18 protein-coding genes, 1 rRNA gene and 1 pseudogene are annotated in these 22,889 nt (G+C 71.3%); 15 read left to right on the plus strand and 5 right to left on the minus strand.

Annotated features, from left to right (window positions below):
* The first annotated feature begins 179 nt into the window (after nucleotides 1-179).
* The 3 genes and pseudogenes from rrf (at nucleotide 180) to ABZT04_RS37095 (ending at nucleotide 2,690) form a co-directional block, all read left to right on the plus strand.
* Nucleotides 180-296, plus strand: a 5S ribosomal RNA gene (gene rrf / locus ABZT04_RS37085).
* 120 nt (nucleotides 297-416) lie between these two features.
* Nucleotides 417-1,718 (plus strand): annotated as a pseudogene (locus ABZT04_RS37090) (hypothetical protein); the annotation flags it as partial.
* 150 nt (nucleotides 1,719-1,868) lie between these two features.
* Nucleotides 1,869-2,690, plus strand: coding sequence for a hypothetical protein (locus ABZT04_RS37095; protein WP_356062713.1), 822 nt, complete (start codon nucleotides 1,869-1,871; stop codon nucleotides 2,688-2,690).
* A 73-nt stretch (nucleotides 2,691-2,763) separates the two neighbouring features.
* On the opposite strand, the gene ABZT04_RS37100 is transcribed toward ABZT04_RS37095, so the two are convergent.
* Entirely contained in the window at nucleotides 2,764-4,056 is a 1,293-nt protein-coding gene (locus ABZT04_RS37100; RefSeq protein ID WP_356062560.1) for a DUF1015 domain-containing protein, read from the minus strand.
* A 72-nt stretch (nucleotides 4,057-4,128) separates the two neighbouring features.
* Here ABZT04_RS37100 and ABZT04_RS37105 point away from each other — a divergent pair, with 72 nt between their 5' ends.
* Genes ABZT04_RS37105 through ABZT04_RS37120 form a run of 4 tightly spaced genes read left to right on the plus strand, consistent with a single transcriptional unit; the run spans nucleotide 4,129 to nucleotide 8,178 of the window.
* Nucleotides 4,129-5,157 carry an HAD hydrolase-like protein gene (locus ABZT04_RS37105; RefSeq protein WP_356062563.1) on the plus strand — a complete coding sequence of 343 codons (1,029 nt, stop codon included), beginning with the start codon at nucleotides 4,129-4,131 and terminating at the stop codon, nucleotides 5,155-5,157.
* Between the two features lie 50 nt (nucleotides 5,158-5,207).
* On the plus strand, nucleotides 5,208-6,251 hold the full coding sequence (locus ABZT04_RS37110) for an iron chelate uptake ABC transporter family permease subunit (protein WP_356062566.1): 1,044 nt from the start codon (nucleotides 5,208-5,210) through the stop codon (nucleotides 6,249-6,251).
* Nucleotides 6,248-7,294: an iron chelate uptake ABC transporter family permease subunit gene (locus ABZT04_RS37115; RefSeq protein ID WP_356062569.1), complete on the plus strand. Its 1,047-nt coding sequence runs from the start codon at nucleotides 6,248-6,250 to the stop codon at nucleotides 7,292-7,294. The genes ABZT04_RS37110 and ABZT04_RS37115 overlap by 4 nt, the downstream gene beginning before the upstream one ends.
* Nucleotides 7,291-8,178, plus strand: a complete 888-nt coding sequence (locus tag ABZT04_RS37120; protein WP_356062572.1) for an ABC transporter ATP-binding protein — start codon at nucleotides 7,291-7,293, stop codon at nucleotides 8,176-8,178. The genes ABZT04_RS37115 and ABZT04_RS37120 overlap by 4 nt, the downstream gene beginning before the upstream one ends.
* Here the strand turns inward: ABZT04_RS37120 and ABZT04_RS37125 are convergent.
* Nucleotides 8,162-8,509 (minus strand): SCP2 sterol-binding domain-containing protein, encoded by a 348-nt coding sequence (locus tag ABZT04_RS37125; RefSeq protein ID WP_356062575.1) that lies wholly within the window; start codon nucleotides 8,507-8,509, stop codon nucleotides 8,162-8,164. The two genes, ABZT04_RS37120 and ABZT04_RS37125, sit on opposite strands and share 17 nt — an antisense overlap.
* Before the next feature lie 42 nt (nucleotides 8,510-8,551).
* Here ABZT04_RS37125 and ABZT04_RS37130 point away from each other — a divergent pair, with 42 nt between their 5' ends.
* The 6 genes from ABZT04_RS37130 (at nucleotide 8,552) to ABZT04_RS37155 (ending at nucleotide 15,116) form a co-directional block, all read left to right on the plus strand.
* Nucleotides 8,552-8,845, plus strand: coding sequence for a hypothetical protein (locus ABZT04_RS37130; protein WP_356062578.1), 294 nt, complete (start codon nucleotides 8,552-8,554; stop codon nucleotides 8,843-8,845).
* Between the two features lie 7 nt (nucleotides 8,846-8,852).
* Nucleotides 8,853-9,668: a TlyA family RNA methyltransferase gene (locus ABZT04_RS37135; protein WP_356062581.1), complete on the plus strand. Its 816-nt coding sequence runs from the start codon at nucleotides 8,853-8,855 to the stop codon at nucleotides 9,666-9,668.
* Nucleotides 9,665-10,570, plus strand: a complete 906-nt coding sequence (locus tag ABZT04_RS37140) for an NAD kinase (RefSeq protein WP_355921587.1) — start codon at nucleotides 9,665-9,667, stop codon at nucleotides 10,568-10,570. The genes ABZT04_RS37135 and ABZT04_RS37140 overlap by 4 nt, the downstream gene beginning before the upstream one ends.
* A 92-nt stretch (nucleotides 10,571-10,662) precedes the next feature.
* Nucleotides 10,663-12,381, plus strand: a complete 1,719-nt coding sequence (gene recN, locus ABZT04_RS37145) for a DNA repair protein RecN (RefSeq protein WP_356062716.1) — start codon at nucleotides 10,663-10,665, stop codon at nucleotides 12,379-12,381.
* 640 nt (nucleotides 12,382-13,021) lie between these two features.
* The gene (locus ABZT04_RS37150) at nucleotides 13,022-13,771 is read left to right on the plus strand and encodes a hypothetical protein (protein WP_356062583.1); all 750 of its coding nucleotides are present in this window, start codon (nucleotides 13,022-13,024) and stop codon (nucleotides 13,769-13,771) included.
* Between the two features lie 208 nt (nucleotides 13,772-13,979).
* Nucleotides 13,980-15,116, plus strand: coding sequence for a glycosyltransferase family 4 protein (locus tag ABZT04_RS37155; protein ID WP_356062586.1), 1,137 nt, complete (start codon nucleotides 13,980-13,982; stop codon nucleotides 15,114-15,116).
* Nucleotides 15,117-15,138: 22 nt separating this feature from the next.
* On the opposite strand, the gene ABZT04_RS37160 is transcribed toward ABZT04_RS37155, so the two are convergent.
* Together ABZT04_RS37160 and ABZT04_RS37165 are read right to left on the minus strand one after the other, a co-directional pair.
* Nucleotides 15,139-16,785 (minus strand): PucR family transcriptional regulator, encoded by a 1,647-nt coding sequence (locus tag ABZT04_RS37160; RefSeq protein ID WP_356062589.1) that lies wholly within the window; start codon nucleotides 16,783-16,785, stop codon nucleotides 15,139-15,141.
* Nucleotides 16,786-16,818: 33 nt separating this feature from the next.
* Nucleotides 16,819-18,201 (minus strand): FAD-binding oxidoreductase, encoded by a 1,383-nt coding sequence (locus tag ABZT04_RS37165; RefSeq protein WP_356062591.1) that lies wholly within the window; start codon nucleotides 18,199-18,201, stop codon nucleotides 16,819-16,821.
* A gap of 271 nt (nucleotides 18,202-18,472) precedes the next feature.
* On the opposite strand from ABZT04_RS37165, the gene ABZT04_RS37170 reads away from it, so the two are divergent.
* Nucleotides 18,473-18,889: a hypothetical protein gene (locus ABZT04_RS37170; protein ID WP_356062594.1), complete on the plus strand. Its 417-nt coding sequence runs from the start codon at nucleotides 18,473-18,475 to the stop codon at nucleotides 18,887-18,889.
* 72 nt (nucleotides 18,890-18,961) lie between these two features.
* On the opposite strand, the gene ABZT04_RS37175 is transcribed toward ABZT04_RS37170, so the two are convergent.
* Entirely contained in the window at nucleotides 18,962-20,764 is a 1,803-nt protein-coding gene (locus ABZT04_RS37175) for a glycoside hydrolase family 15 protein (RefSeq protein ID WP_356062718.1), read from the minus strand.
* Between the two features lie 438 nt (nucleotides 20,765-21,202).
* Between ABZT04_RS37175 and ABZT04_RS37180 the strand changes: the two genes are divergently transcribed.
* Complete coding sequence (locus ABZT04_RS37180) at nucleotides 21,203-22,870, plus strand: CTP synthase (RefSeq protein WP_355921605.1); 1,668 nt, start codon at nucleotides 21,203-21,205, stop codon at nucleotides 22,868-22,870.
* The last annotated feature ends 19 nt before the right edge of the window (nucleotides 22,871-22,889 follow it).

A 22,889-nucleotide genomic window follows, 5' to 3' on the forward strand; every position in this document is an offset into this window, starting at 1 on the left:
GTTGATAGGCCGGATCTGGAAGCCCCGTAAGGGGTGGAGGTGACCGGTACTAATAGGCCGAGGGCTTGTCCTCAGTTGCTCGCGTCCACTGTGTTAGTTCTGAGACAACGAACAGTTGTCGGCTAGAGCTTGAACCACACAAAAGAAAAGTGTGCTTGTTCGCTCGAAACCATTAGGGTTTCGGTGGTCATAGCGTGAGGGAAACGCCCGGTTACATTTCGAACCCGGAAGCTAAGCCTTACAGCGCCGATGGTACTGCAGGGGGGACCCTGTGGGAGAGTAGGACGCCGCCGAACAATCTTTGGAGGACCCCTGGTCCCAGCGTTCACGCTGGGACCAGGGGTCCTTTTCTTTTTCTCGTTTTGAGCACAAGCACAGCCCGGAGCGCGCCGAGTAGCTGGCTGCGCGAGAATGACTTGCGGTACCGAAGACAGGAGTCACCGATGTCCACCAACTCTCCCGAGGATCGACCGGAGCGCGACGAGCGGCGACGGGACAGTGGTGACCGCGGTGACCGTGGCGGGTACCGCGGAGGCCCGAGCCGTAGCAACGATCGAGGGAACGACCGCGGCGGCAGCAGCGGTGGTGGTCGTGGCGGCTATGTCCGCCGTGACGACAACCGTGGCGGCGCCCCTCGCCGTGACGACCGTAGCGGTGGCGGCGATCGCGGTGGTTTCCGTGGGCGTGATGACCGTTCCGCCGGTCCGCGTCGTGATGACCGTTCCGCCGGTCCGCGTCGTGACGACCGGCCCGCCGGCCCTCGCCGTGATGACCGTGGCGGTGAGCGTGGTGGCTTCCGGCGCGATGACAACCGTGGTGAGCGACCCGCGTTCCGCCGTGACGACCGCGGCGACAACCGGGGTGACCGCCGCGACGACAACCGCGGTGATCGCGGTGGTTTCCGGCGAGATGACAGTCGTGGCGAGCGTCCGCCCTTCCGTCGCGATGACCGTAGGGACGATCGTCGTGAGGGTGACCGTCCTGCCTTCCGGCGGGATGACAACCGTGGTGACCGGGGCGGATACCCGCGTCGCGACGACCGACGCGATGACCGCCGTAGCGACGACCGTGGCAGTGCCGATCGTGGTGGCTTCCGTGGGCGGGACGACCGCCCCTCGGGTCCGCGTCGTGATGACAACCGTGGTGAGCGTCCGCCTTTCCGGCGTGACGACAGCCGTGGCGAGCGACCCGCGTTCCGGCGTGATGACCGTGACAGCCGTGGTGAGCGTCCGCCCTTCCGTCGCGATGACCGCAGGGACGATCGTCGTGAGGGTGACCGTCCTGCCTTCCGGCGGGATGACAACCGTGGCGACCGGGGCGGATACCCCCGCCGTGACGACCGCCCTTCGGGGCCCCGTCGTGATGACAACCGTGGTGAGCGTCCGCCTTTCCGGCGTGACGACAGCCGTGGTGAGCGGCCGGCCTTCCGCCGTGACGACCGCGACAACCGTGGTGAGCGTCCGCCTTTCCGGCGTGACGACAGCCGTGGCGAGCGGCCGGCCTTCCGTCGCGATGACCGCGACAATCGTGGTGAGCAGCGTCCGCCCTTCCGCCGTGACGACCGCGACAACCGTGGTGACCGTGGTGGTTCCCGTGGGCGTGATGACCGTTCTGCCGCGCCGCGTCGTGACGACCGGCCCGCAGGCCCTCGTCGTGATGACCGTGGCGGCGATCGCGGCGGACGTCCCGGTGGCTTCCGGCGTGACGACAGCCGTGGTGACCGTCCCGCCTTCCGGCGTGACGACGACCGTGGTGGCTACCCCCGTCGTGACGACCGGCGTGATGACCGGCGCGGCGACGACCGGCGTGGTGGTGGCCGGTTCCGTGATGAGCGGGAGCGTGACCGCGACCGCGAGCCGATCAGGCGGCTGCCGATCCCCGAGGACGTCACGGGCGAGGAGATCGACCAGGACGTACGCCAGGAGTTGCTGAGTCTGCCGAAGGGGCTCGCGGAGGACGTCTCGAAGAACCTGGTGATGGTTGCCCGGCTCATCGACGAGGACCCCGAGGGCGCCTACGCCTACTCCAAGATCGCGCTGAGGCTGGCTTCTCGCGTCGCCGCCGTACGAGAGGCGGCCGGGTTCGCCGCGTACGCGAATCAGAAGTACAGCGAGGCGCTGGCCGAGTTCCGGGCCGCGCGTCGGATGACCGGCAGCGTGGAGCTGTGGCCTGTGATGGCCGACTGCGAGCGTGGGCTCGGGCGGCCCGAGAAGGCGCTGGAGATGGCCGGTGCCCCCGAGGTGCACAAGCTCGACAAGGCCGGGCAGGTCGAGATGCGGCTCGTCGCGGCCGGTGCCCGGCGTGACATGGACCAGCTCGACGCGGCCATCGTCACGTTGCAGAGCCCGGAGTTGGCCTCGAACACCGTGCAGCCGTGGACCGCGCGACTGCGGTACGCCTACGCCGACGCCCTGCTCGCCGCCGGGCGTGAGGACGAGGCGCGGGAGTGGTTCGCCAAGGCCGTGGAGTCCGACAAGGACGGCAGCACGGACGCGTCGGACCGCCTCGCCGAGATGGACGGTGTCGCGTTCGTCGACGCGTTCGTCGAGGACGAGGACAACACCGACGCTGAGGCCGATACCGACAGTGAGATCGACGACGACGAGGACGATGTCGACGTTGAGGACGACGACCTCGACGACGACGAAGTCGAGCCCGTGGTCGAGGCCAAGGACGACGACAAGGACTGACGGCAACATCCGCCGGTGACGACAAGGGCGGGACCCCGACACCGGGGTCCCGCCCTTTCGTGTTTCCGGTGTCTCAGGGTTCCAGCGTGCGCAGTACCAGGCCCGACGCCGGCTTCGGGCCGAAGGACGTCGACTTGCGGGGCATCGTGACGCCCTGGCGGGCCAGGTCCCGTACGACCTCCTCGCGGACGGGGTGCATGAGTACGGCCGTACCGCCGTCGCGTTCCGCCTTGCGGACGGTGGCGGCGGTGTCGTGGATGTAGGCGATGTGCGCCGGGGAGTCCTCGGGGATGTGCCAGACGTGGGCCAGGAGCGTGGCGTGCAGGACCGTGGCGTCCAGGGTGCGCCAGGCGGCTGGGCGGTCGGCGGGGATCGTACGGGCCAGGAGGTCCGGGTCGGGGCGGTCGACCAGGTGGAAGGCGCCGTCGCCGGCGAGGAGGAAGGCGTTGCCCGCGCAGGCGGCGTCGGCGAGGGCCTCCAGGGCTTCCGGGAGGGGGACCTCCAGGTGCCGTATGTGGAACAGGCCCTCCAGGGATGCCAACGCGTCGGACACCGGGACGCCGTGCAGGAGGCGGTGGATCGCGCGGACGCGGAGCGGGTAGCGGGCCGTGTCGACGAGGAGGACCAGGCCGTAGTCCCAGGGGCTGGGGGAGGGGTGCTCCGCGCGTAGACGTCGGTAGGTCGCCCAGCGGTGGTGGCCGTCGGCGATCAGGGCCTGGTGATGGGTCAGGTCCCGTTGGATGCGGGCCAGGTCGGTGGGATCGGTGACCGACCAGAGGCGGTGGCTGTAGCCGTCCTCCGTGGTCGTCGCCAGGAGCGGGGGGCGCGCGGCGACATGCTCGACGACGGTGGCTGTGTCGGCCGGTGAACCGTTGCCGCGGTAGGTCAGCAGCAGGGGTTCGAGGTTGGCGGAGGTGGCGCGCATGAGGGCCGCGCGGTCCGCGACCACATGGGGCATGACGTCCTCGTGCGGCAGGACCACGCCCTCCGACGGGTCCGACAGGCGCAGAGCGCCGATGATGCCGCGTTGCAGCAGGCCGTTGCCGTCGCTCTGCTCGTAGACGTAGAGGCCGGGCTCGGGGTCGGTGGTGAGGACTCCCTCGGCGAGCCAGCGGTGCAGGGTGTCGGCGGCCTGTTCGTTGCGGGCGCTGGGGGTGGTGGCCTGCGGGAGGATCAGCCGGACGATGTTGTGCGGGTCGGAGTCCTGGAGATGGTGCAGGCCGTCGGGGCGTACGACGACGTCGTACGGTGGGGACGTCACGGCGGCCAGGCTGCCGACCAGGTCGGGGTCGTAGCGAAGGCCTCGGAACGGGGTGAGTTCCAGGCCTCGGCGCTCCGTTGCTTCCGAGTGACCTGCGGTGTTCATCCCGGCATCGTACGTGTGTCAGTGGCATGCGCGATGATCGGGTGAAAGCGATCGAACGAGGAGCGATGTGGAATGAGCCAGAGCGTCAGGACGAAGCCCGAGGGCAGTGGGCAGGCCCTGAACGAGGCGTACGACACGGCGCTGCTCGACCTCGACGGGGTGGTGTACGCGGGGGGCAACGCGATCGTCCACGCGGTCGATTCGCTCGCCACCGCGCGCGGGGGCGGTATGAGGCTCGCCTATGTCACCAACAACGCGCTGCGGACGCCGGACGCGGTGGCCGAGCACCTCACCGAGCTGGGCATTCCGACCGGGGCGGACGACGTCATCACCTCCGCGCAGGCCGTCGCCCGGCTGATCAGCGAGCAGGTGCCGGCGGGCGCGCGGGTGCTGGTGATCGGCGGGGAGGGGCTGCGGGTCGCGTTGCGCGAGCGCGGACTTGAGCCCGCCGACTCGGCCGAGGACGATCCGGCGGCGGTCGTGCAGGGCTACGGCGGCCCCGACTTGATGTGGTCCCGGTTCGCGGAGGCCTGTTACGCGATCGCGCGCGGGGTGCCGTGGTTCGCGTCCAACACCGACCTGACGATCCCGAGCGCGCGCGGGATCGCGCCGGGCAACGGCGCGGCGGTGGAGGTCGTACGGATAGCGACCGGGGCCGAGCCGCAGGTGGCGGGGAAGCCGTTGCCGCCCATGCACAAGGAGACGATCCTGCGGACGGGCGCCGAGCGGCCGTTGGTGGTGGGCGACCGGCTGGACACGGACATCGAGGGGGCGTTCAACGGGGATGTCGATTCGCTGCTCGTGCTGACGGGCGTGACGGACGGCGCGCAGTTGCTCGCCGCGCCTCCGCAGCACCGGCCGACGTACGTCGACGCCGATCTGCGGGGCATGCTCACCGGGCAGCCCGAGGTCACCGAGGCGGGAGAGGGCTTCCGGTGCGGGGGTTGGACCGCGACGGCGGGCCGCGAGCGGCTGGAACTCGACGGTGAGGGGGAGCCGTTGGACGGGCTGCGGGCGCTCTGCGCGGCGGCCTGGACGGTGGCCGGGGACGGGACATGCGCGCTGGACGGGGAGAAGGCGCTGGCACGACTCGGGCTCTGAAGAGGGACTCGCCCTCCGGACCGCGTGCGAGGGTAGGCTAACCTAACCTCGTGTTGGTCGACAGTCCCCCAGAACAGCGCGCGGAGACCGCCCCCGCGCCCCCAACCCGCCGGGCGGTACGTGTCCTTGGGCTCTTTGCCGCCGTGGCGCTCCTGGTGCTCGTCGCCCTGGCGAGCATCGCGATCGGCGCGAAATCGCTGCCGTTGGGGGATGTGTGGCACGGCCTGTTCCATGACTCGGGGACGTACGCGGACGTCGTGGTCGACGACCGGATCTCCCGTACGGTCCTCGGGCTGCTCGCCGGTGCCGCGCTCGGCCTCTCCGGAGCCGTCCTCCAGGCGCTCACCCGCAACCCCCTCGCGGACCCCGGACTGCTCGGCATCAACGCCGGTGCCTCCGCGGCCGTCGTCACCGCTATCACCTACTTCGGGGTCACGAGCCTGAGCGGCTATGTCTGGTTCGCCTTCGCGGGCGCGGCGGCCGTAGGGGCGCTGGTCTGGTTCCTCGGCGGCAGCCGGGGTGCCACACCCGTGCGTCTCGCGCTCGCCGGCACCGCGATCAGTGCCGCGCTCTACGGCTATCTCCAGGCCGTCATGATCATGGACGACGCGGCACTCTCCAAGATGCGCTTCTGGACGGTCGGTTCACTGGCCTCGGCCACCGGCTCGACGATCGCCCAGGTCGCGCCGTTCCTCGCGGTCGGTACGGTCGTCGCGCTGCTGCTCGCCCGGCCGTTGAACGCGGTGGCGATGGGCGACGACACCGCCCGCGCCCTCGGCGCCAACCTCAACCGCACCCGGGCGCTCGCCATGCTCAGCGCGACCGTGCTGTGCGGGGCGGCGACCGCTGCCTGCGGTCCGATCGTGTTTGTCGGCCTGATGGTGCCGCACGTGGTGCGCTCCTTCACCGGGCCCGACCTGCGCTGGATCCTGCCGTACGCCACGATCCTGTCGCCCGTGCTGCTGCTCGGCGCGGACGTGCTCGGGCGGATGATCGCGCGGCCCGCTGAGCTCCAGGTCGGCATCGTCACCGCGATCCTCGGCGGTCCGGTCTTCATCTATCTCGTGCGGCGCCGGAGGACGACCCAACTGTGAATGTCTCTCGTACGACAGCTACGACGGTACGGACCGGCGGCCTCTCCGTCCGGTTCGATCTCCGAGCCCTCACGGTCGTCGTCCTCCTCCTGGTCTGTGCGGTCGCCGCGAGTGTCGTGCTGATCGGTACCGGCGACTTCCCGATCCCGGCCGGTGACGTCCTCAAGACGCTGTTCGGGGGCGGTGATCCGGGCCAGGAGTTCATCGTCAACGAACTGCGGCTGCCACGGGTCCTCGTCGGGCTGCTGGTCGGTGCCTCGCTCGGGCTCGGCGGTGCGCTGTTCCAGTCCATCTCCCGCAATCCGCTGGGCAGTCCGGACGTCCTCGGCCTCTCGCAGGGGTCGACGGCCGGGGCGCTCGTCATGATCGTGCTGTTCTCCGGGAGCGCGACCGCCGTCACCCTCGGGGCGCTGGCCGGCGGGCTCGTGACCGGGCTCGCGATCTATCTGCTCGCCTGGAAGCAGGGGGTGCACGGGTACCGGCTGGTCCTGGTCGGCATCGGCGTCTCCGCCGTCGTCACCGCCGTCAACGGCTATCTGCTCACCAAGGCCGACCTCGTCGACGCGGCCCGCGCGGTCGTCTGGATGACCGGATCCCTCAATGGCCGTGACTGGACCCAGGTCTGGCCGTTGCTCGGGCTGTGCGCCGTCCTGCTGCCGCTGGTCCTCGCCAACGCGCGCGGGCTGCGGATGATGGAGATGGGCGACGACGTGTCGTACGCCCTCGGGGTGCGCGTCGAACGCGTACGGCTGCTGCTGATGGTGGCCGCCGTGCTGCTCACCTCGGCCGCCACCGCAGCGGCCGGCCCCGTCGGCTTCGTCGCCCTCACCGCGCCGCAACTCGCCCGGCGCCTGACCCGCTCGCCGGGTCCCAACCTGGTGCCCTCGCTCTGCATGGGCGCCACCCTGCTGGTCACCGCCGACTGGGCCTCCCAACGGGCCTTCGGAGCCGACCAGTTGCCCGTGGGCGTGGTCACCGGAGTCCTCGGCGGGGTCTACCTGCTGTGGCTGCTGGTCACCGAGCGCAAGGCGGGCCGGATATGAGCAACCAGAGCGGCCACAGCAGCGGGCTGAACAATCGAAGGAGCACCGTGAACCGCCTGTCCGCCGAGAACGTCACCCTCGCCTACGACCAGCGCGTCATCGCACGCCAGTTGTCGGTGGAGATCCCCGACAACTCCTTCACGGTGATCGTCGGCCCCAACGCGTGCGGCAAGTCCACGCTGCTGCGGGCGCTGTCGCGGATGCTGAAGCCGAACGAGGGCCGGGTGCTGCTCGACGGGCAGGTCATCCAGTCGATGCCCGCCAAGAAGGTCGCCAGCACCCTGGGCCTGCTGCCGCAGTCGTCCATCGCGCCCGACGGGATCACCGTCGGCGACCTAGTGGGCCGCGGCCGGTACCCGCACCAGGGCATCCTGCGCCAGTGGTCCTCCGAGGACGAGCGGGTCGTACAGGAGTCGATGGCGCAGACCGGTGTCGCCGAACTCGCCGATCGCTATGTCGACGAACTGTCCGGCGGGCAGCGGCAGCGGGTGTGGATCGCGATGGCGCTCGCCCAGCAGACGCCCCTGCTGCTGCTCGACGAGCCGACCACCTACCTGGACATCCAGCACCAGATAGACGTCCTCGACCTCTGCGCCGAACTGCACGAGGAGCAGGGCCGCACCCTGGTCGCGGTGCTGCACGACCTCAACCACGCCGCCCGGTACGCCACCCACCTCATCGCGCTGCGGGAGGGCGCGGTCATCGCGGAGGGTGCCCCGAGCGACATCGTCACGGCCGAACTGGTCGAGGAGGTCTTCGGGCTGCGCTGCCAGGTCATCGACGACCCGGAGACGGGGACGCCGCTGGTGGTGCCGGCCGCGCGCAAGGCACGTACGCAGGCGCGGACCGATCTCGACAAGGTGGCTGCTACAGAAGCTTCCTGAGGCGGAACAGGTCGAACACGTTGGCCTCCAGCTTCACCCGGCCCGAGCCCCAGGCCTTCGCGAAGTTCAGGCCGCCGTTCACCATGGCCACCAGGTCGTCGCCGGCCATGGTCAGCCTGATCTGGGCCTTCTCCGGTGGAAGGCCCCGCACGGTCTCGTCCACCACGATCCGGCCGCCGGTCAGCCGGCCGACGAAGGTGATGTCGAGGTCGGTGATCCGGCAGCTCACCGAGCGGTCCATGGCCGCGGCGGCGCGGACATTCCCCTCCGCCTGCTGCATGTTGTCCGAGAGCTTTTCGAGTGCGGCGCGGCACTCCTCGATCGTTGCCATCGTGATCGACGGTACCCCAGGCCTTCGGGGTAGCGTCTGGGCATGAGCGACTCAGTTCCCGAGGCCGAGGCCGAAGCTGTGACCGAGGCCGTGGCGGAGGCGGAGCCCAGCTACGACCCCGCCGCCCCCGCCCCGCTGAACGTGGACCGCACCCCGAGCGGCAACGCCGACGTCGACGCCCAGCTCGGGCGGCTGGCCGACGCCGACCACCTCGCCACGGACGGACACGTCGAGGTGTACGAGGATGTACACCGGGGGCTGCGCGACGCGCTCACCGCGCTCGACGCCCGCCCGGGACCTCCGGCGCCCCCATCGTCGTACGACCGCAGGAGCTGAACCGAACGTGGCAGGAGTGGCACGCCGCCGTCTCGACGCCGAGCTGGTGCGGCGGAAGCTCGCGCGCTCGCGGGAGCACGCGAGCCAGTTGATCGCGGCCGGCCGGGTCAGCGTGGGCAAGACCGTCGCGACCAAGCCCGCCACCCAGGTGGAGACGGCGGCGGCGATCGTCGTCGTGCCGGACGACGGCGACCCCGACTACGTGTCGCGAGGCGGGCACAAGCTCGCGGGCGCGCTGGAGGTCTTCGGGCCGCAGGGGCTCGCGGTCGAGGGACGGCGGGCGCTGGACGCCGGCGCGTCCACCGGGGGCTTCACCGACGTGCTGCTGCGGGCCGGTGCCGCGCAGGTCGTGGCGGTCGACGTCGGGTACGGGCAACTTGCGTGGTCTCTTCAGAGCGATGAACGCGTCACCGTCAAGGACCGTACGAACGTACGCGAGTTGACGCTTGAAGCGATCGATGGGGAGCCTGTGGATCTTGTCGTGGGGGATCTGTCCTTCATCCCGCTCGGGCTGGTGCTGCCCGCCCTGGTGCGGTGCACGAAGCCGGACGGGGACCTGGTGATGATGGTCAAGCCGCAGTTCGAGGTGGGGAAGGAACGGCTGGGGAGCGGGGGTGTCGTGCGCAGCCCGGAGCTACGGGCCGAGGCCGTGCGCGGTGTGGCCCGGCGGGCCGCCGAACTGGGGCTCGGGGTGCGGGGGGTCACCGCGAGCCCGCTGCCCGGGCCGTCCGGGAATGTCGAGTACTTTCTGTGGCTGCGGGCCGGGGCACCCGAACTGGACCCGGCCGATGTTGACCGTGCAGTGGCGGAGGGGCCGCGTTGACACAGAACCGAGCTCGTACTGTTTTCCTGCTCGCGCACACGGGCCGTCCCGCGGCCATCCGGAGTGCCGAACTGGTCGTCAAGGGGCTGTTGCAGTCCGGCATCGGAGTGCGCGTCCTGGAGTACGAGGCACGTGACCTGCCGTTGCCCGACGAGGTGGAGACGGTCACCGAGGCCACCCCGCAGTGCCTCGAGGGCTGCGAGCTGCTCATCGTCCTCGGAGGCGACGGCACGCTGCTGCGCGGTGCCGAGTTCGCGCGCGCGTCCGGGGTGCCGATGCTCGGCGTCAACCTCGGCAGCGTGGGGTTCCTCGCGGAGGCCGAGCGGGACGATCTCGACAAGGTCGTGGACCGGGTGGTCACTCGCGCCTATGAGGTCGAGGAGCGGATGACCGTCGATGTCGTCGTGCACAAGAACGGCAACATCGTGCACACCGACTGGGCGCTCAACGAGGCGGCGGTGCAGAAGGCCGGCGCCGAGAAGCTGCTCGAAGTCGTGCTGGAGATCGACGGGCGGCCGGTGACGGGGTTCGGCTGCGACGGGATCGTGTGTGCGACGCCCACCGGGTCGACGGCGTACGCGTTCTCCGCGGGCGGGCCCGTGGTGTGGCCCGAGGTGGAGGCGCTGCTGATGGTGCCGATCAGCGCGCACGCGCTGTTCGCGAAGCCGTTGGTGACCTCGCCGGACTCGGTGCTGGCGGTGGAGGTGCTGCCGCACATTCCGCCGGGGGTGCTGTGGTGCGACGGGCGGCGGACGGTCGAGCTGCCGCCCGGGGCGCGGGTCGAGGTGCGGCGGGGGGCCGTGCCGGTGCGGTTGGCCCGGCTGCATCACGCGTCGTTCACGGACCGGCTCGTCGCGAAGTTCGCGTTGCCTGTTTCCGGGTGGCGGGGCGCTCCTCACTAGGCGCGGGCGCGGGGTCCTTCCCTCGCCCGGGTGACAGGGTGCCTCGCGCTTCTCGTGCCCTACCTCGTAAGGTCTTCACCGTGCTGGAAGAGATGCGGATACGGTCGCTCGGAGTCATCGACGACGCAGTCGTCGAGCTGTCGCCGGGGTTCACCGCCGTCACGGGTGAGACGGGTGCAGGCAAGACCATGGTCGTCACCAGTCTCGGGCTGCTGCTCGGTGGCCGGGCGGACCCGGCGCTGGTGCGGATCGGGGCGAAGAACGCGGTGGTGGAGGGGCGGATCGCCGTCCCTCCGGGCGCCTCGGCCGTCCTGCGGGCCGAGGAGGCCGGCGCCGAGCTGGAGGACGGGACGCTGCTCATCAGCCGTACCGTTTCCGCCGAAGGGCGCTCCCGGGCGCACCTGGGCGGGCGTTCCGTGCCGGTGGGGCTGCTCGCCGAGCTGGCCGACGACCTCGTGGCCGTGCACGGGCAGACCGATCAGCAGGGGCTGCTGAAGCTGTCCCGGCAGCGGCAGGCGCTCGACCGGTACGCCGGGGACGCCGTCGCCGGGCCGCTGGCGAAGTACGGCGAGGCGTACCGGCGGCTGCGGGCCATCACCGTGGAGCTGGACGAGATCACCACGCGCGCGCGTGAACGGGCCCAGGAAGCCGACATGCTGCGCTACGGACTCGACGAGATCGCGGCCGTGGAGCCGCGCGCCGGTGAGGACGTGGAACTCGCTGCCGAGGCCGAACGGCTGGGGCACGCCGAGGCGTTGGCGTCCGCCGCGACGGTCGCCCACGCGGCGCTCGCCGGGAACCCCGAGGACCCCGAGGGCATCGACGCGGCGACCCTCGTCGCGGGTGCGCAGCGGGCCTTGGAGGCCGTGCGGTCGCACGACTCGGCGCTGGCCTCGCTCACCGACCGGATCGGTGAGATCGGCATCCTGCTGGGCGATGTGGCGGGGGAGTTGGCGGGTTACGCCGACGACCTCGACGCCGATCCGCTGCGGCTGGCCGCCGTCGAGGAACGCCGGGCCGCGCTCACTGGGTTGACGCGGAAGTACGGCGAGAACATCACCGCCGTGCTCGCGTACGCCGAGGAGGGCGCAGCGCGGCTGACCGAACTCGACGGCGACGACGAGCGCATCGACGAGCTGACCGCCGAACGGGACGCGCTGCGGGCCGAACTGGGCGGACTGGCACAGGCGTTGACCGACGCCCGGACCGAGGCCGCCGCGCGCTTCGCCGCCGCGGTGACCGCCGAGCTGGCCTCCCTCGCGATGCCGCACGCGCGCGTGTCGTTCGAGATCCGGCAGACCGAGGACCCGGAGGGCGTCGAGGTCGGCGGCCGACCGGTCGCCTACGGCCCCTCGGGCGTCGACGAGGTCGAACTCCTCCTGGCCCCCCACCCCGGCGCTCCACCGCGCCCCATCGCCAAGGGCGCGTCCGGCGGCGAACTGTCCCGGGTGATGCTCGCCGTCGAGGTCGTCTTCGCGGGCACGGACCCCGTACCGACCTACCTCTTCGACGAGGTCGACGCCGGCGTCGGCGGCAAGGCGGCGGTCGAGATCGGCCGACGCCTCGCGAAGCTCGCGAAGACCGCCCAGGTCGTCGTCGTCACCCACCTCCCCCAGGTAGCCGCCTTCGCCGACCGCCAACTCCTGGTCGAGAAGACCAACGACGGCTCGGTCACCCGCTCGGGCGTGAAGGTCCTCGAAGGCGAGGACCGGGTCCGCGAGCTGTCCCGCATGCTGGCGGGCCAGGAGGACTCGGAGACGGCTCGGGCGCATGCGGAGGAGTTGTTGGCTACGGCTCGGGCGGACGGGTAGGGCGTTCCCCGCGTACGGGGGGCGGGCCGGACTCGGGGGTGGGGCCGGGGGTGTCTCGGGTACGGGCTGGCCAGGGAGTCGGGGTATGGCCTGGGCGCGCGCGGTGGAGCTGATAGCCAATGGCGCTTGGGCGGTCGGGTAGGGCGGGTTGCGTGTACCGGGGGCTGGTCGGATTCGGGGGGTAGGTCCGGGAGTTGCCTCGGATACCGGCTGGACGGCCTCGGCACGCGCGGAGGAGCTGTTGGCCGCGGCTTGGGCGGACGGGTGGCGCACGCTGTGCGTCCGAGGCCGGCCGGAGGCGGGGAGCGGGTGCGGGAGGTGCCGCCGATGCCGGCTCGGCCGGGGGGCCTCGGGACGGTTCGGGCGCACGCGGAGGGGCTGCTGGCGCCGGTTCGGGCGGACGGGTAGGGCGCGTTGCGCGTACGGAGGGCTGGTCGGATTCGGGGAATGGGTCCGGGGGGTTGTCTCGGATACCGACTGGCCAGGAGGGCTCGGGGGATGGCTTGGGCACGCGCGGAGGAGTTGTTGGTAACGGCTTGGGCGGACGGGTGGCGCACGCTGTGCGTCCGAGGCCGACCGGTGGAGGAGTTGGCGACGGCTCGGGCGGACGGGTAGGGCGCGCTCGGCGTACCGTGGCCGGATGATCGTGCGTATGCCTCGTGCCGTCTCCTTCGCCCTCGCCGCTGCCGTCACCCGCTCGACTCTGATCGGCTTGCGGGCCAAGGGACTTGGTGGTCGCTGGGAGCGGAAGAACCATGCCGGGCGGACCGTCGACCTGTATGCGGCGCCGGCCGTTGTCGCTGGTGCCGCGCTTGCCGCCGTGCGGGTTCGGCCGGTTGCCGGGTTCGTGGTGTTGGTGGCCGGGGTCTGTGGTGGCTACGACGATGTTGTGGGGGCGGGGGATCCTCGGCGTGGATTCCGGGCGCATCTCTCGGCGCTCGGGGACGGTGAAGTGACCAGTGGGGCCGTCAAGTTGTTCGGGATTTCGGCGGCGGGGCTTGTCGCCGGGGCGCTGCTCAAGGAGCGGCCGGTCGACAAGGTTCTCGCGGGTGTGGTGATCGCCGGTGCGGCCCACTTCGTCAACCTCGTGGACGTGCGGCCTGGTCGGGCCGTCGGCGCGGTGCTCGCCCTGGGGGCGCCGGGGCTGCTGCGCCGAGGCCCCGGAGCGGAACTGGCCGCCGCCGCGCTCGGCGCCGCCGGTGCCGTACTGCCAGACGACTTCGGGGAGTTGACAATGCTCGGCGACGCGGGGGCGCACGCCCTGGGCGCGGCGCTCGGCGCGGCCGTGGTCGCCTCCAACGGCCGGGCGGGACTGGTGGCGCACGCCGCCGCCGTGGTGGCCGCCGCAGTGTACGGCGACAAGGTGAGCGGTCTGGCGCGCTCAGTCTGAAGCGCGTCCTCCCTCACTCGTACGGGTGACACCCCCGCCCCTGTTGCCCTTCCGCGCCGCCCCCGGACCCTCCGGTGTTGCCGGAACACCCGTACGTGCTGGCATCCTTGAGTCGGAACGCGTAGGAAGCGTGCGGTACACCCCCACCGCCCGATCCTTCTGTACGTTCTTCGTGACCGCCCGTCGCCGAACCAGGAGCCCCGGCCACGTGACCCCCGTGAGCAGCCACTCACCGCACGGCCAGTCGCCGCTGCGCACCGTGCAGGTGCTCGGCGGGGGCAACGCCGCCAGCAGCGCGCATGTGCGCTCCCTGGCCTCCGGGCTCGTCGCGCGGGGCGTGCGGGTGACGGTGTGCGCCCCTGTCGAGGCCGATCACGCCTACGACTTCACGGGCGCCGGTGCCGACCACGTGCATGTGCCGCGCAGCAGCGACCCCGCCTCCGTGGCCGCGCTGCGGGCGGCCTGCGCCGACGCCGACCTGGTGCACGCGCACGGGCTGCACGCCTCCTTCCGCGCCGCCCTCGCGCTCAGCGGCCGCCGTACCCCGCTCGTCGTGACCTGGCACGACCGCGCCCACACCGAAGGCGCGCGGGCGCACCTGCTGCGGCTGCTGGAGCGGCGGGTCGTGAAAGCCGCCGCCGTCGTCCTCGGCACCACGTCCGACCTCGTCGACCGGGCCCGGCGGACCGGCGCCCGGGACGCCCGGCTCGCCGCCGTCGCGCTGCCCGGCCCGCGCCGGACCGTGGAACACGAGGACCCGGACCGGCTGCGCCCCAAGCTCCGGGCCGAACTCGGCGCCACCGACCGCCCGTTGCTCGTCGCCGTCGGCTCGCTCGACCGGCAGCGGGGCTACGACACGATCCTGGATGCCTCGCGCGGATGGTGCCGTCTCGATCCGACGCCGCTGGTCGTGATCGCGGGGGAGGGGCCGCTGCGGGGCGAGTTGCAGCGGCGGATCGAGGGCGAGGAGCTGCCGGTCCGGCTCATCGGGTTCCGCGACGACGTGGGCGAACTGCTCGCCGCCGCCGATGTCGCGCTGCTGCCCAGCAGTTGGGAGTCCCGCTCGGTGATCGCCCAGGAGGCCCTCCACGCCCGCGTGCCACTGGTCGCGACCGCCGTCGGAGGCATCCCCGAACTCGTCGGAGACGCCGCCGAACTCGTGCCGTACGGCGACGCGAAGGCCCTGGCCGACGCGGTCACCGGACTGCTGCGCGACCCCGAACGGCGGGAGCGACTGCGGGAGAAGGGCGCCCGGCAGGCGGCCACCTGGCCCACCGAGGACGAGACGGTCGCCCAAGTCCTCAGCGTCTACGACGAGTTGACCCAGCCCCTGCCACTGACGTGAGCCGGACCAGAGAGACACAGACTCACGGCACCAGCCTGCGTGCCCGTAGCGCCAGGCTCAACGCCAGTACCGTCTGCGGGTCTTCGAGGTCCGTGCCCAGCAACTCCCCTATCCGGGCCAGCCGGTTGTAGAGGGTCTGCCGGTTGAGGTGCAGTTCGCGGGCCGTCTCCGCCTTGCGGCCCGCATGCGCCAAGTACGTCTCCAGGGTGGGGAGAAGAGGCGGTTTGGAGCGGTTGTCGTGGTCCCGGAGCGGGCCGATCGCCCGGTCCACGAAGGCCGCCAGGTCGGGATGGTCGCGCAGCCGCCACAGCAACAGCTCGATGTCCAGGCGCCGGGCGTCGTACCAACGGCGGTCGGACAGGCCCTGTGCCGCCGTCGCCGTCTCGGCCGCGTGCCGCAGCCCGGCCGACGCGGCCGCCCAGCCGCCGGTCACCCCGACGACCACGATCGGCGGCTGTGCGCCGGGGCGTTGCATCCCGGCCCGCTCCACTCCCGCCCGCAGCGCCGCCGAGACCCGGTCCGCGACCGCCGCCCGCTCCGACTCCGAGCGCAGGCCCAGCAGCAGCGGGACCCGGCCCTCGACCGGCCGTACGCCCAGCAGGACCGGAACCCCCACCGACGCCAGTTCCTCGGCGACCGCGCGGGCCAGGACCGCCCAGCCGCCACCCGGCGCGGACAACGCGTCGCCAAGACGCATCACCACGGGCAGCAGCGGACTGCTGCCGGGCTTGAAGCCCAGCACCCGTGCCTGCGCCGGGGCGTCCTCGGCGGTGATCCGGCCCTCGGCGAGATCGGTGAGGAAGTCGCCGCGTCCGCGCGCCGCCAGCTCCTCCTCCTGGCGGGCCTGCATCAGCACGACGGCGAGGCTGCCCGCGGCCCGTTCGGCGGCGATGCGGTGCACGGGGGCGAGCGGCGCCCGTACCGGAAGCAGGACGATCCGCGCCCGCACCGAACCCGTACCGGGACCACCGCCGGGCACGTCCACCAGCACCGAACCGGCGGGCGGCGAGGCGTCCTTGTGCTGGCCGCGCAGTCCCTCCCACACCTGGAGCGGGTCGGCGCCCTCGGGGCCGGCCCCGGCGGCGTACAGGAGTTGGCCGTCCGGGGTCTCCAGGAAGACCGGGTTGCCACTGAAGTCGGCCAGGATGCCCAGGACTTGGGGGATTCCACCGCCGCCGAGCAGGGCCTCCGTGCAGCGCCGGTGGACCTCCTCGGCCTGCTGGAGCAGCGCGTAGTGGCCGTTGACGATCTCGGTGTGGATCTCCTCGGTGACCGCGACGAACGGCACCTCGCGGTGCAACTGGACCAGCGGGAGCCCGGTCGCCCGGGCCGTCTCGACGAGGGTGGCGGGCAGCCGGGTGAACCGCGGGCCGAGTTCGACGACCAGGGCCGCGATGCCCCGCTCGGCGAGGGTCCGGACGAAGGCGCGCAGTTCCGCCGGGCGGGTGCCGAGGCCGTAGCCCGTGGTCAGGAGCAGTTCGCCGCCCTTGAGGAGGGAGGCGATGTTCGGGACCTCGCCCGTGTGCACCCACCGCACGGTCCGCTGCAGCCGGTCGGCGCCCGCCAGGATCTCCGGCAGCCCACTGCGCAGCCCGGGCAGCTCCAGCGCCCGTTGAACGGTGATCCCGGCGCCCTGGCTGTCGAATGTGCTGTCGGTACGGCTGTCCATGGGGCGGACGCTACCTGCGCGGACGCCGCTTCACTACGTGGGCGTGATGTTGTGGTTGAAGCGGAAGACGTTGTCGGGGTCGTACTCCCGCTTCACGGCCGCGAGGCGCCGGACGTTCTCGGCGCCGAGGCCCGCGGTCACGCGGTCGGTGCCCTCGTCGCCGATGAAGTTGAGGTAGACGGCTCCGGTGCTCCAGGGCTGGACCTTGGCTCGGACCTCCTTGACCCACGCGACGCAGCGCTCGTCGTCGGCCGGGTCCTCCCAGATGCCGAAGGGGTGCACGGCCCAGGGCGCGTCCCGGTACGGCACCGGGAACTCGGCGGGGCCCGAGGCGATGGCGCCGCCCTGCGGGAACAGCACGTGCTGCGTGCCGGTGGGGGAGGGGAGGCTCTCGCCGAGGGCGCAGTAGACGTCCACGAACTCGTCCGGCGCGCCGGTCAGATACTCCGCCGACCAGTGGTTCCGCATGTCCGCCGGATCGTCGAACATCGTCTGGACCTGGGCGTAGGGCAGGGCGGTGACGATCTCGACCTCGTGCGGCAGGGCCAGCAGCGGCTGGGCGAGTTTGCGCATGTCCTCCTCGGCGCCCGCGTAGGTGATCAAGGCGCCGCACAGTCGCTTGCCGACCAAGTGCTCGGGGATGAACTCCTCGGGCGGGGCGGTCAGATAGATGACGGCGCCGCCCGCCTCCTGCGGGCCGGTCTCGATGATCTCGCGGTAGGTGCGGACCACGTCCCGGCCGTGCTCGGGCTCGTACATCACCATGGCGATGGAGAACTCCGGCAGTTCGTGCAGTCTCAGGGTGAGTGCGGTGGCGATGCCGAAATTGCCGCCGCCGCCGTGCAGCGCCCAGAACAGGTCCGGGTTCTCCTCGGCGCTCGCGTGCACCGCCCTCGCGTCGGCGGTCACCAGCTCGACGCCGAGCAGGTTGTCGATGGCGAGACCGAAGGCGCGGTCCAGCCAGCCGGTGCCGCCGCCCAGCACGAAGCCGCCGACCCCGGTCGTGGAGGCCCGGCCACCGGTGGTCGCGAGGCCGTGCTCCTGGGTCGCGCCGTCCAGCTCGCTCATGGTGGCCCCGCCCGCGATACGTACCGCCTTGGCCGCCGGATGCACGGTCACCTCGCGCATACGGCGCAGGTCCACGACCAGCGCCCCGTCGCCCAGCGCCATCCCCGCGACACTGTGCCCGCCGCCGCGCACCGCGATCGGCAGATCGAGCTCACGTCCGAAACGTACGGCCCGTACGACATCGGCCTGGTCCACGCACTGCGCGATCACGGCGGGACGCCGGTCGATCATCGCGTTGAAGACGCGCCGGGCGTCGTCGTAACCCTGATCCCCCGGGGCGAACACGTCGCCGACCAGATCCTCGCGCAGCGCGGCGAGGGCCGCGCCCGCCTTCGATGGGGAAGCCATGACCGCCCGCTTTCATCAAGGGGCAAATGTGGTGTTTCCAGCGTAGGTGTGCTCGGCCCGGCAGTCGCGCCGTGGGTTCACCGAGCCGCCTCTGACATGGCACTGACAGCGCGGATTCCAAGGTCATAGCCGCCGGTACAGTCACTTCGGCCGTGCGCTGGCAGACCGACGTACCGACGACCGGGGCCTACGACGTGGCCGTCTGGTACACCAACAACGCCAACCGCGCGGACAACGCGCCCTACACCGTCACCGACGCCAAGGGCTCCACGTGCGGATCACGGCCCAGGGGCTGGTCGCCGACAACGACGACCCCAGCGCGTACAGCGTGGTCTCCGGCACCTGGAACCCGGCATCGGGCATCAAGGGCTACTACGGGGCGAGTTACCGCACCCGCGCGGCAGGCACCGGGACGTCGGTCGTGCGCTGGCGGTCGGACCTGCCGGCGAGCGGGATGTACGACGTGGCCGTCTGGTACACGGACGATCCCAACCGCGCGACCAACGCCGCCTCCACCGTCAGGTACGCGGGCGGCTCCACCGTCGTCCGCGTCGATCAGACCGGCCGGGGCAGCCGATGGGTGTCGTTGGGCAGTTTCCCGTTCACCGCCGGAACCCCGGCCGTCGTCGAACTGTCCGACGACGCCAACGGATACGTCGTGGCCGACGCGGTCCGCTTCATTGAGTAGGCCGGGACAGAAGCAGCACGGCGCGGGCCCGCCGGATCGGGAGTCGATCCGGCGGGCCCGCGTCCGTCGTGCTCAGCCGCCGTACGCCCCCGAAGCCGTCAGCCGCAGTGCCGTGTCGATCAGGGGGACGTGGCTGAAGGCCTGCGGGAAGTTGCCGACCTGGCGTTGCAGGCGCGGGTCCCACTCCTCGGCCAGCAGGCCCAGGTCGTTGCGCAGGGACAGCAGCTTCTCGAAGAGCTTGCGGGCCTCGTCCACCCGGCCGATCATCGCGAGGTCGTCCGCCATCCAGAACGAGCAGGCCAGGAAGGCGCCCTCGTCGCCGGGGAGGCCGTCGACGCCCTCGTCGGTGCCCGAGGTGGGGTAGCGCAGGATGAAGCCGTCCGGCGTGGACAGCTCGCGCTGGATCGCCTCGATCGTGCCGATCACACGCTTGTCGTCGGGCGGCAGGAAGCCCATCTGCGGGATCAGCAGCAGCGAGGCGTCCAGCTCCTTCGAGCCGTAGGACTGGGTGAAGGTGTTGCGCTCCTTGTCGTAGCCGCGCTCGCAGACGTCCCGGTGGATGTCGTCGCGCAGTTCGCGCCACTTCTCCAGCGGGCCGTCCGCGTCGCCCGACTCGATCAGCTTGATCGTCCGGTCGACGGCGACCCAGGCCATCACCTTGGAGTGCACGAAGTGGCGGCGCGGGCCGCGCACCTCCCAGATGCCCTCGTCCGGCTCGTCCCAGTGCTTCTCCAGGTAGCGGATCAGCTTGAGCTGGAGCAGGGAGGCGTAGTCGTTGCGGGCCAGGCCGGTCATGTGGGCCAGGTGCAGGGCCTCGGTGACCTCGCCGTAGACATCGAGCTGGAGCTGGTGCGCGGCGCCGTTGCCGACCCGGACCGGGCCGGAGTTCTCGTAGCCCGGCAGCCAGTCCAGCTCGGCCTCGCCCAGCTCGCGCTCACCGGCGATGCCGTACATGATCTGGAGGTTCTCCGGGTCGCCTGCCACCGCGCGCAGCAGCCACTCGCGCCAGGCGCGGGCCTCCTCGCGGTAGCCGGTGCGCAGGAGTGAGGAGAGGGTGATGGCCGCGTCGCGGAGCCAGGTGTAGCGGTAGTCCCAGTTGCGGACGCCGCCGATCTCCTCCGGGAGGGATGTGGTGGGCGCGGCGACGATGCCGCCCGTGGGGGCGTAGGTCAGCGCCTTCAGCGTGATCAGCGAGCGGACCACCGCCTCGCGGTACGGGCCGTGGTACGTGCACTGCTCGACCCAGTCGCGCCAGAAGTCCTCCGTGGCCTCCAGCGACTGCTCCGGCTCCGGGAGCGCCGGCGGCTGCTTGTGCGAGGGCTCCCAGGAGATGGTGAACGCGATCCGGTCACCCGGCGCGACGGTGAAGTCGGAGTACGTCGTGAGCTGCTTGCCGTAGGTCTCGGCGGATGTGTCGAACCACACGGAGTCGGGCCCTGCGACGGCGACCGTGCGGCCCTCGTGCCGGTGCACCCAGGGGACGACCCGGCCGTAGGAGAAACGCATCCGGAGGGTCGAGCGCATCGGGACGCGGCCGGAGACGCCTTCCACGATGCGGATCAGTTGGGGGGCGCCGTCGCGAGGGGGCATGAAATCGGTCACGCGGACCGTGCCGCGCGGGGTGTCCCACTCGGATTCCAGGATGAGCGAGTCGCCGCGGTAGCCGCGCCGGGCCGCCGTCGGTGGCTGGGCGTCGGACGCGTGGGCGGGGCCCAGCCGCCAGAACCCGTGTTCCTCCGTGCCCAGCAGACCGGCGAAGACGGCATGCGAGTCGAAGCGGGGCAGGCACAGCCAGTCCACTGTGCCGTCCCGGCAGACCAACGCTGCGGTCTGCATGTCTCCGATGAGTGCGTAATCTTCGATGCGCCCGGCCACGTGCAACTCCAGTCGAACGGCCACGTCGCCCCCCAGAACAGGGGCGGTCGCTGTGTGCGGTCAAGGGATCGTTTGTAGTGCGTCGTTGAGCGATGAAGCAAACGGAGGTCGTTGCTCAACGGGGCTGACAAGCTCTCGTTTTTCCGGGAATTACGGGCGGGGGTGGTGCCGTGTTCCGGACCGGCTCGGCAGCGAGTGTCCGAGCAGGATACGACGCACGTAGATGATCTGTGTGCCGCTCTTGGCAACGGAGCTGGGCCGAACGGGTGAGCACCGGGTGAGAAGCAGGTAACCGGAGCGCGTCTGTGGCGACGTGGGTGCGGAGCGTGGCCGGAAGCCATCTCCTCCAGGCGCTGATACCCTGGTAGCCCGTGGACCGGTGGGCGCAAATCCCCCGACCGCAACTCGAACCGCGACCACGGGAGCCCCCTCTTGGCCATGCCGCCCGCTGCTTTCCGAAGCAACACAGCCACGACGACCAAGCACATCTTCGTCACCGGGGGTGTCGCCTCCTCGCTCGGCAAGGGCCTCACCGCCTCCAGCCTCGGCATGCTCCTCAAGGCGCGGGGCCTGCGCGTCGTGATGCAGAAGCTCGACCCGTATCTGAACGTCGACCCCGGCACGATGAACCCCTTCCAGCACGGTGAGGTCTTCGTCACCAACGACGGCGCCGAGACCGACCTGGACATCGGCCACTACGAGCGTTTCCTCGACCGCGACCTGGACGGCAGCGCCAACGTCACCACCGGCCAGGTCTACTCGACGGTCATCGCCAAGGAGCGGCGCGGCGAGTACCTCGGCGACACCGTGCAGGTCATCCCGCACATCACCAACGAGATCAAGCACCGCATCCGGCGCATGGCGACCGACGAGGTCGACGTCGTCATCACCGAGGTCGGCGGTACGGTCGGCGACATCGAGTCGCTGCCCTTCCTGGAGACGGTCCGCCAGGTCCGCCACGAGGTCGGCCGGGACAATGTGTTCGTGGTCCACATCTCGCTCCTGCCGTACATCGGCCCCTCGGGAGAGCTGAAGACGAAGCCGACCCAGCACTCGGTTGCGGCCCTCCGGAACATCGGTATCCAGCCGGACGCGATCGTGCTGCGCTCCGACCGCGAGGTGCCCACCGCGATCAAGCGCAAGATCTCGCTGATGTGCGACGTCGACGAGGCCGCCGTGGTGGCCTGTCCCGACGCCCGCTCGATCTACGACATCCCGAAGACCGTGCACAGCGAGGGCCTGGACGCCTATGTCGTCCGCAAGCTGGACCTGCCGTTCCGCGATGTGGACTGGCGGACCTGGGACGACCTGCTCGACCGCGTCCACAACCCGCTGCACGAGATCAACCTCGCGCTGGTCGGCAAGTACATCGACCTGCCCGACGCCTATCTCTCGGTCACCGAGGCGCTGCGCGCCGGCGGCTTCGCCAACAAGGCCCGGGTGAAGATCAAGTGGGTCACCTCGGACGACTGCAAGACCCCGGCGGGCGCCGCCAAGCAGCTCGGTGACGTGGACGCGATCTGCATCCCCGGCGGCTTCGGCGACCGCGGTGTCTCCGGCAAGGTCGGCGCCATCCAGTACGCCCGCGAGCACAAGATCCCGCTGCTCGGCCTGTGCCTGGGCCTCCAGTGCATCGTGATCGAGGCCGCGCGCAACCTGGCCGGCATCGAGGACGCCAACTCCACCGAGTTCGACGCGGCCACCGGCCACCCCGTCATCTCCACCATGGCCGAGCAGCTCGACATCGTCGCCGGCGAGGGCGACATGGGCGGCACCATGCGCCTGGGCATGTACCCGGCCAAGCTTGCCGAGGGCTCCATCGTGCGCGAGGTGTACGACGGCAAGGAGTACGTCGAGGAGCGGCACCGTCACCGCTACGAGGTGAACAACTCCTACCGCGCCGAGCTGGAGAAGAAGGCCGGACTGCAGTTCTCCGGCACGTCCCCGGACGGCAAGCTGGTCGAGTACGTGGAGTACCCGCGCGAGGCGCACCCCTACCTGGTCGCCACCCAGGCGCACCCCGAGCTGCGCTCCCGCCCGACCCGGCCGCACCCGCTCTTCGCGGGCCTGGTCAAGGCCGCCGTAGCACGCAAGACAGGCAAGTAGTACAGAAGTTGTACGGTGA

The sequence above is a fragment of the Streptomyces sp. NPDC005492 genome (assembly GCF_040605995.1).
GTDB lineage: Bacteria > Actinomycetota > Actinomycetes > Streptomycetales > Streptomycetaceae > Streptomyces.

Coding starts and splice junctions, on each gene's coding strand:
- recN (WP_356062716.1), top strand. CDS start 10,663: ATGCGGATACGGTCGCTCGGAGTCATCGACGACGCAGTCGTCGAGCTG.
- ABZT04_RS37180 (WP_355921605.1), top strand. CDS start 21,203: ATGCCGCCCGCTGCTTTCCGAAGCAACACAGCCACGACGACCAAGCAC.
- ABZT04_RS37150 (WP_356062583.1), top strand. CDS start 13,022: ATGATCGTGCGTATGCCTCGTGCCGTCTCCTTCGCCCTCGCCGCTGCC.
- ABZT04_RS37165 (WP_356062591.1), bottom strand. CDS start 18,201: ATGGCTTCCCCATCGAAGGCGGGCGCGGCCCTCGCCGCGCTGCGCGAG.
- ABZT04_RS37100 (WP_356062560.1), bottom strand. CDS start 4,056: ATGAACACCGCAGGTCACTCGGAAGCAACGGAGCGCCGAGGCCTGGAA.
- ABZT04_RS37160 (WP_356062589.1), bottom strand. CDS start 16,785: ATGGACAGCCGTACCGACAGCACATTCGACAGCCAGGGCGCCGGGATC.
- ABZT04_RS37105 (WP_356062563.1), top strand. CDS start 4,129: ATGAGCCAGAGCGTCAGGACGAAGCCCGAGGGCAGTGGGCAGGCCCTG.
- ABZT04_RS37130 (WP_356062578.1), top strand. CDS start 8,552: ATGAGCGACTCAGTTCCCGAGGCCGAGGCCGAAGCTGTGACCGAGGCC.
- ABZT04_RS37125 (WP_356062575.1), bottom strand. CDS start 8,509: ATGGCAACGATCGAGGAGTGCCGCGCCGCACTCGAAAAGCTCTCGGAC.
- ABZT04_RS37120 (WP_356062572.1), top strand. CDS start 7,291: ATGAGCAACCAGAGCGGCCACAGCAGCGGGCTGAACAATCGAAGGAGC.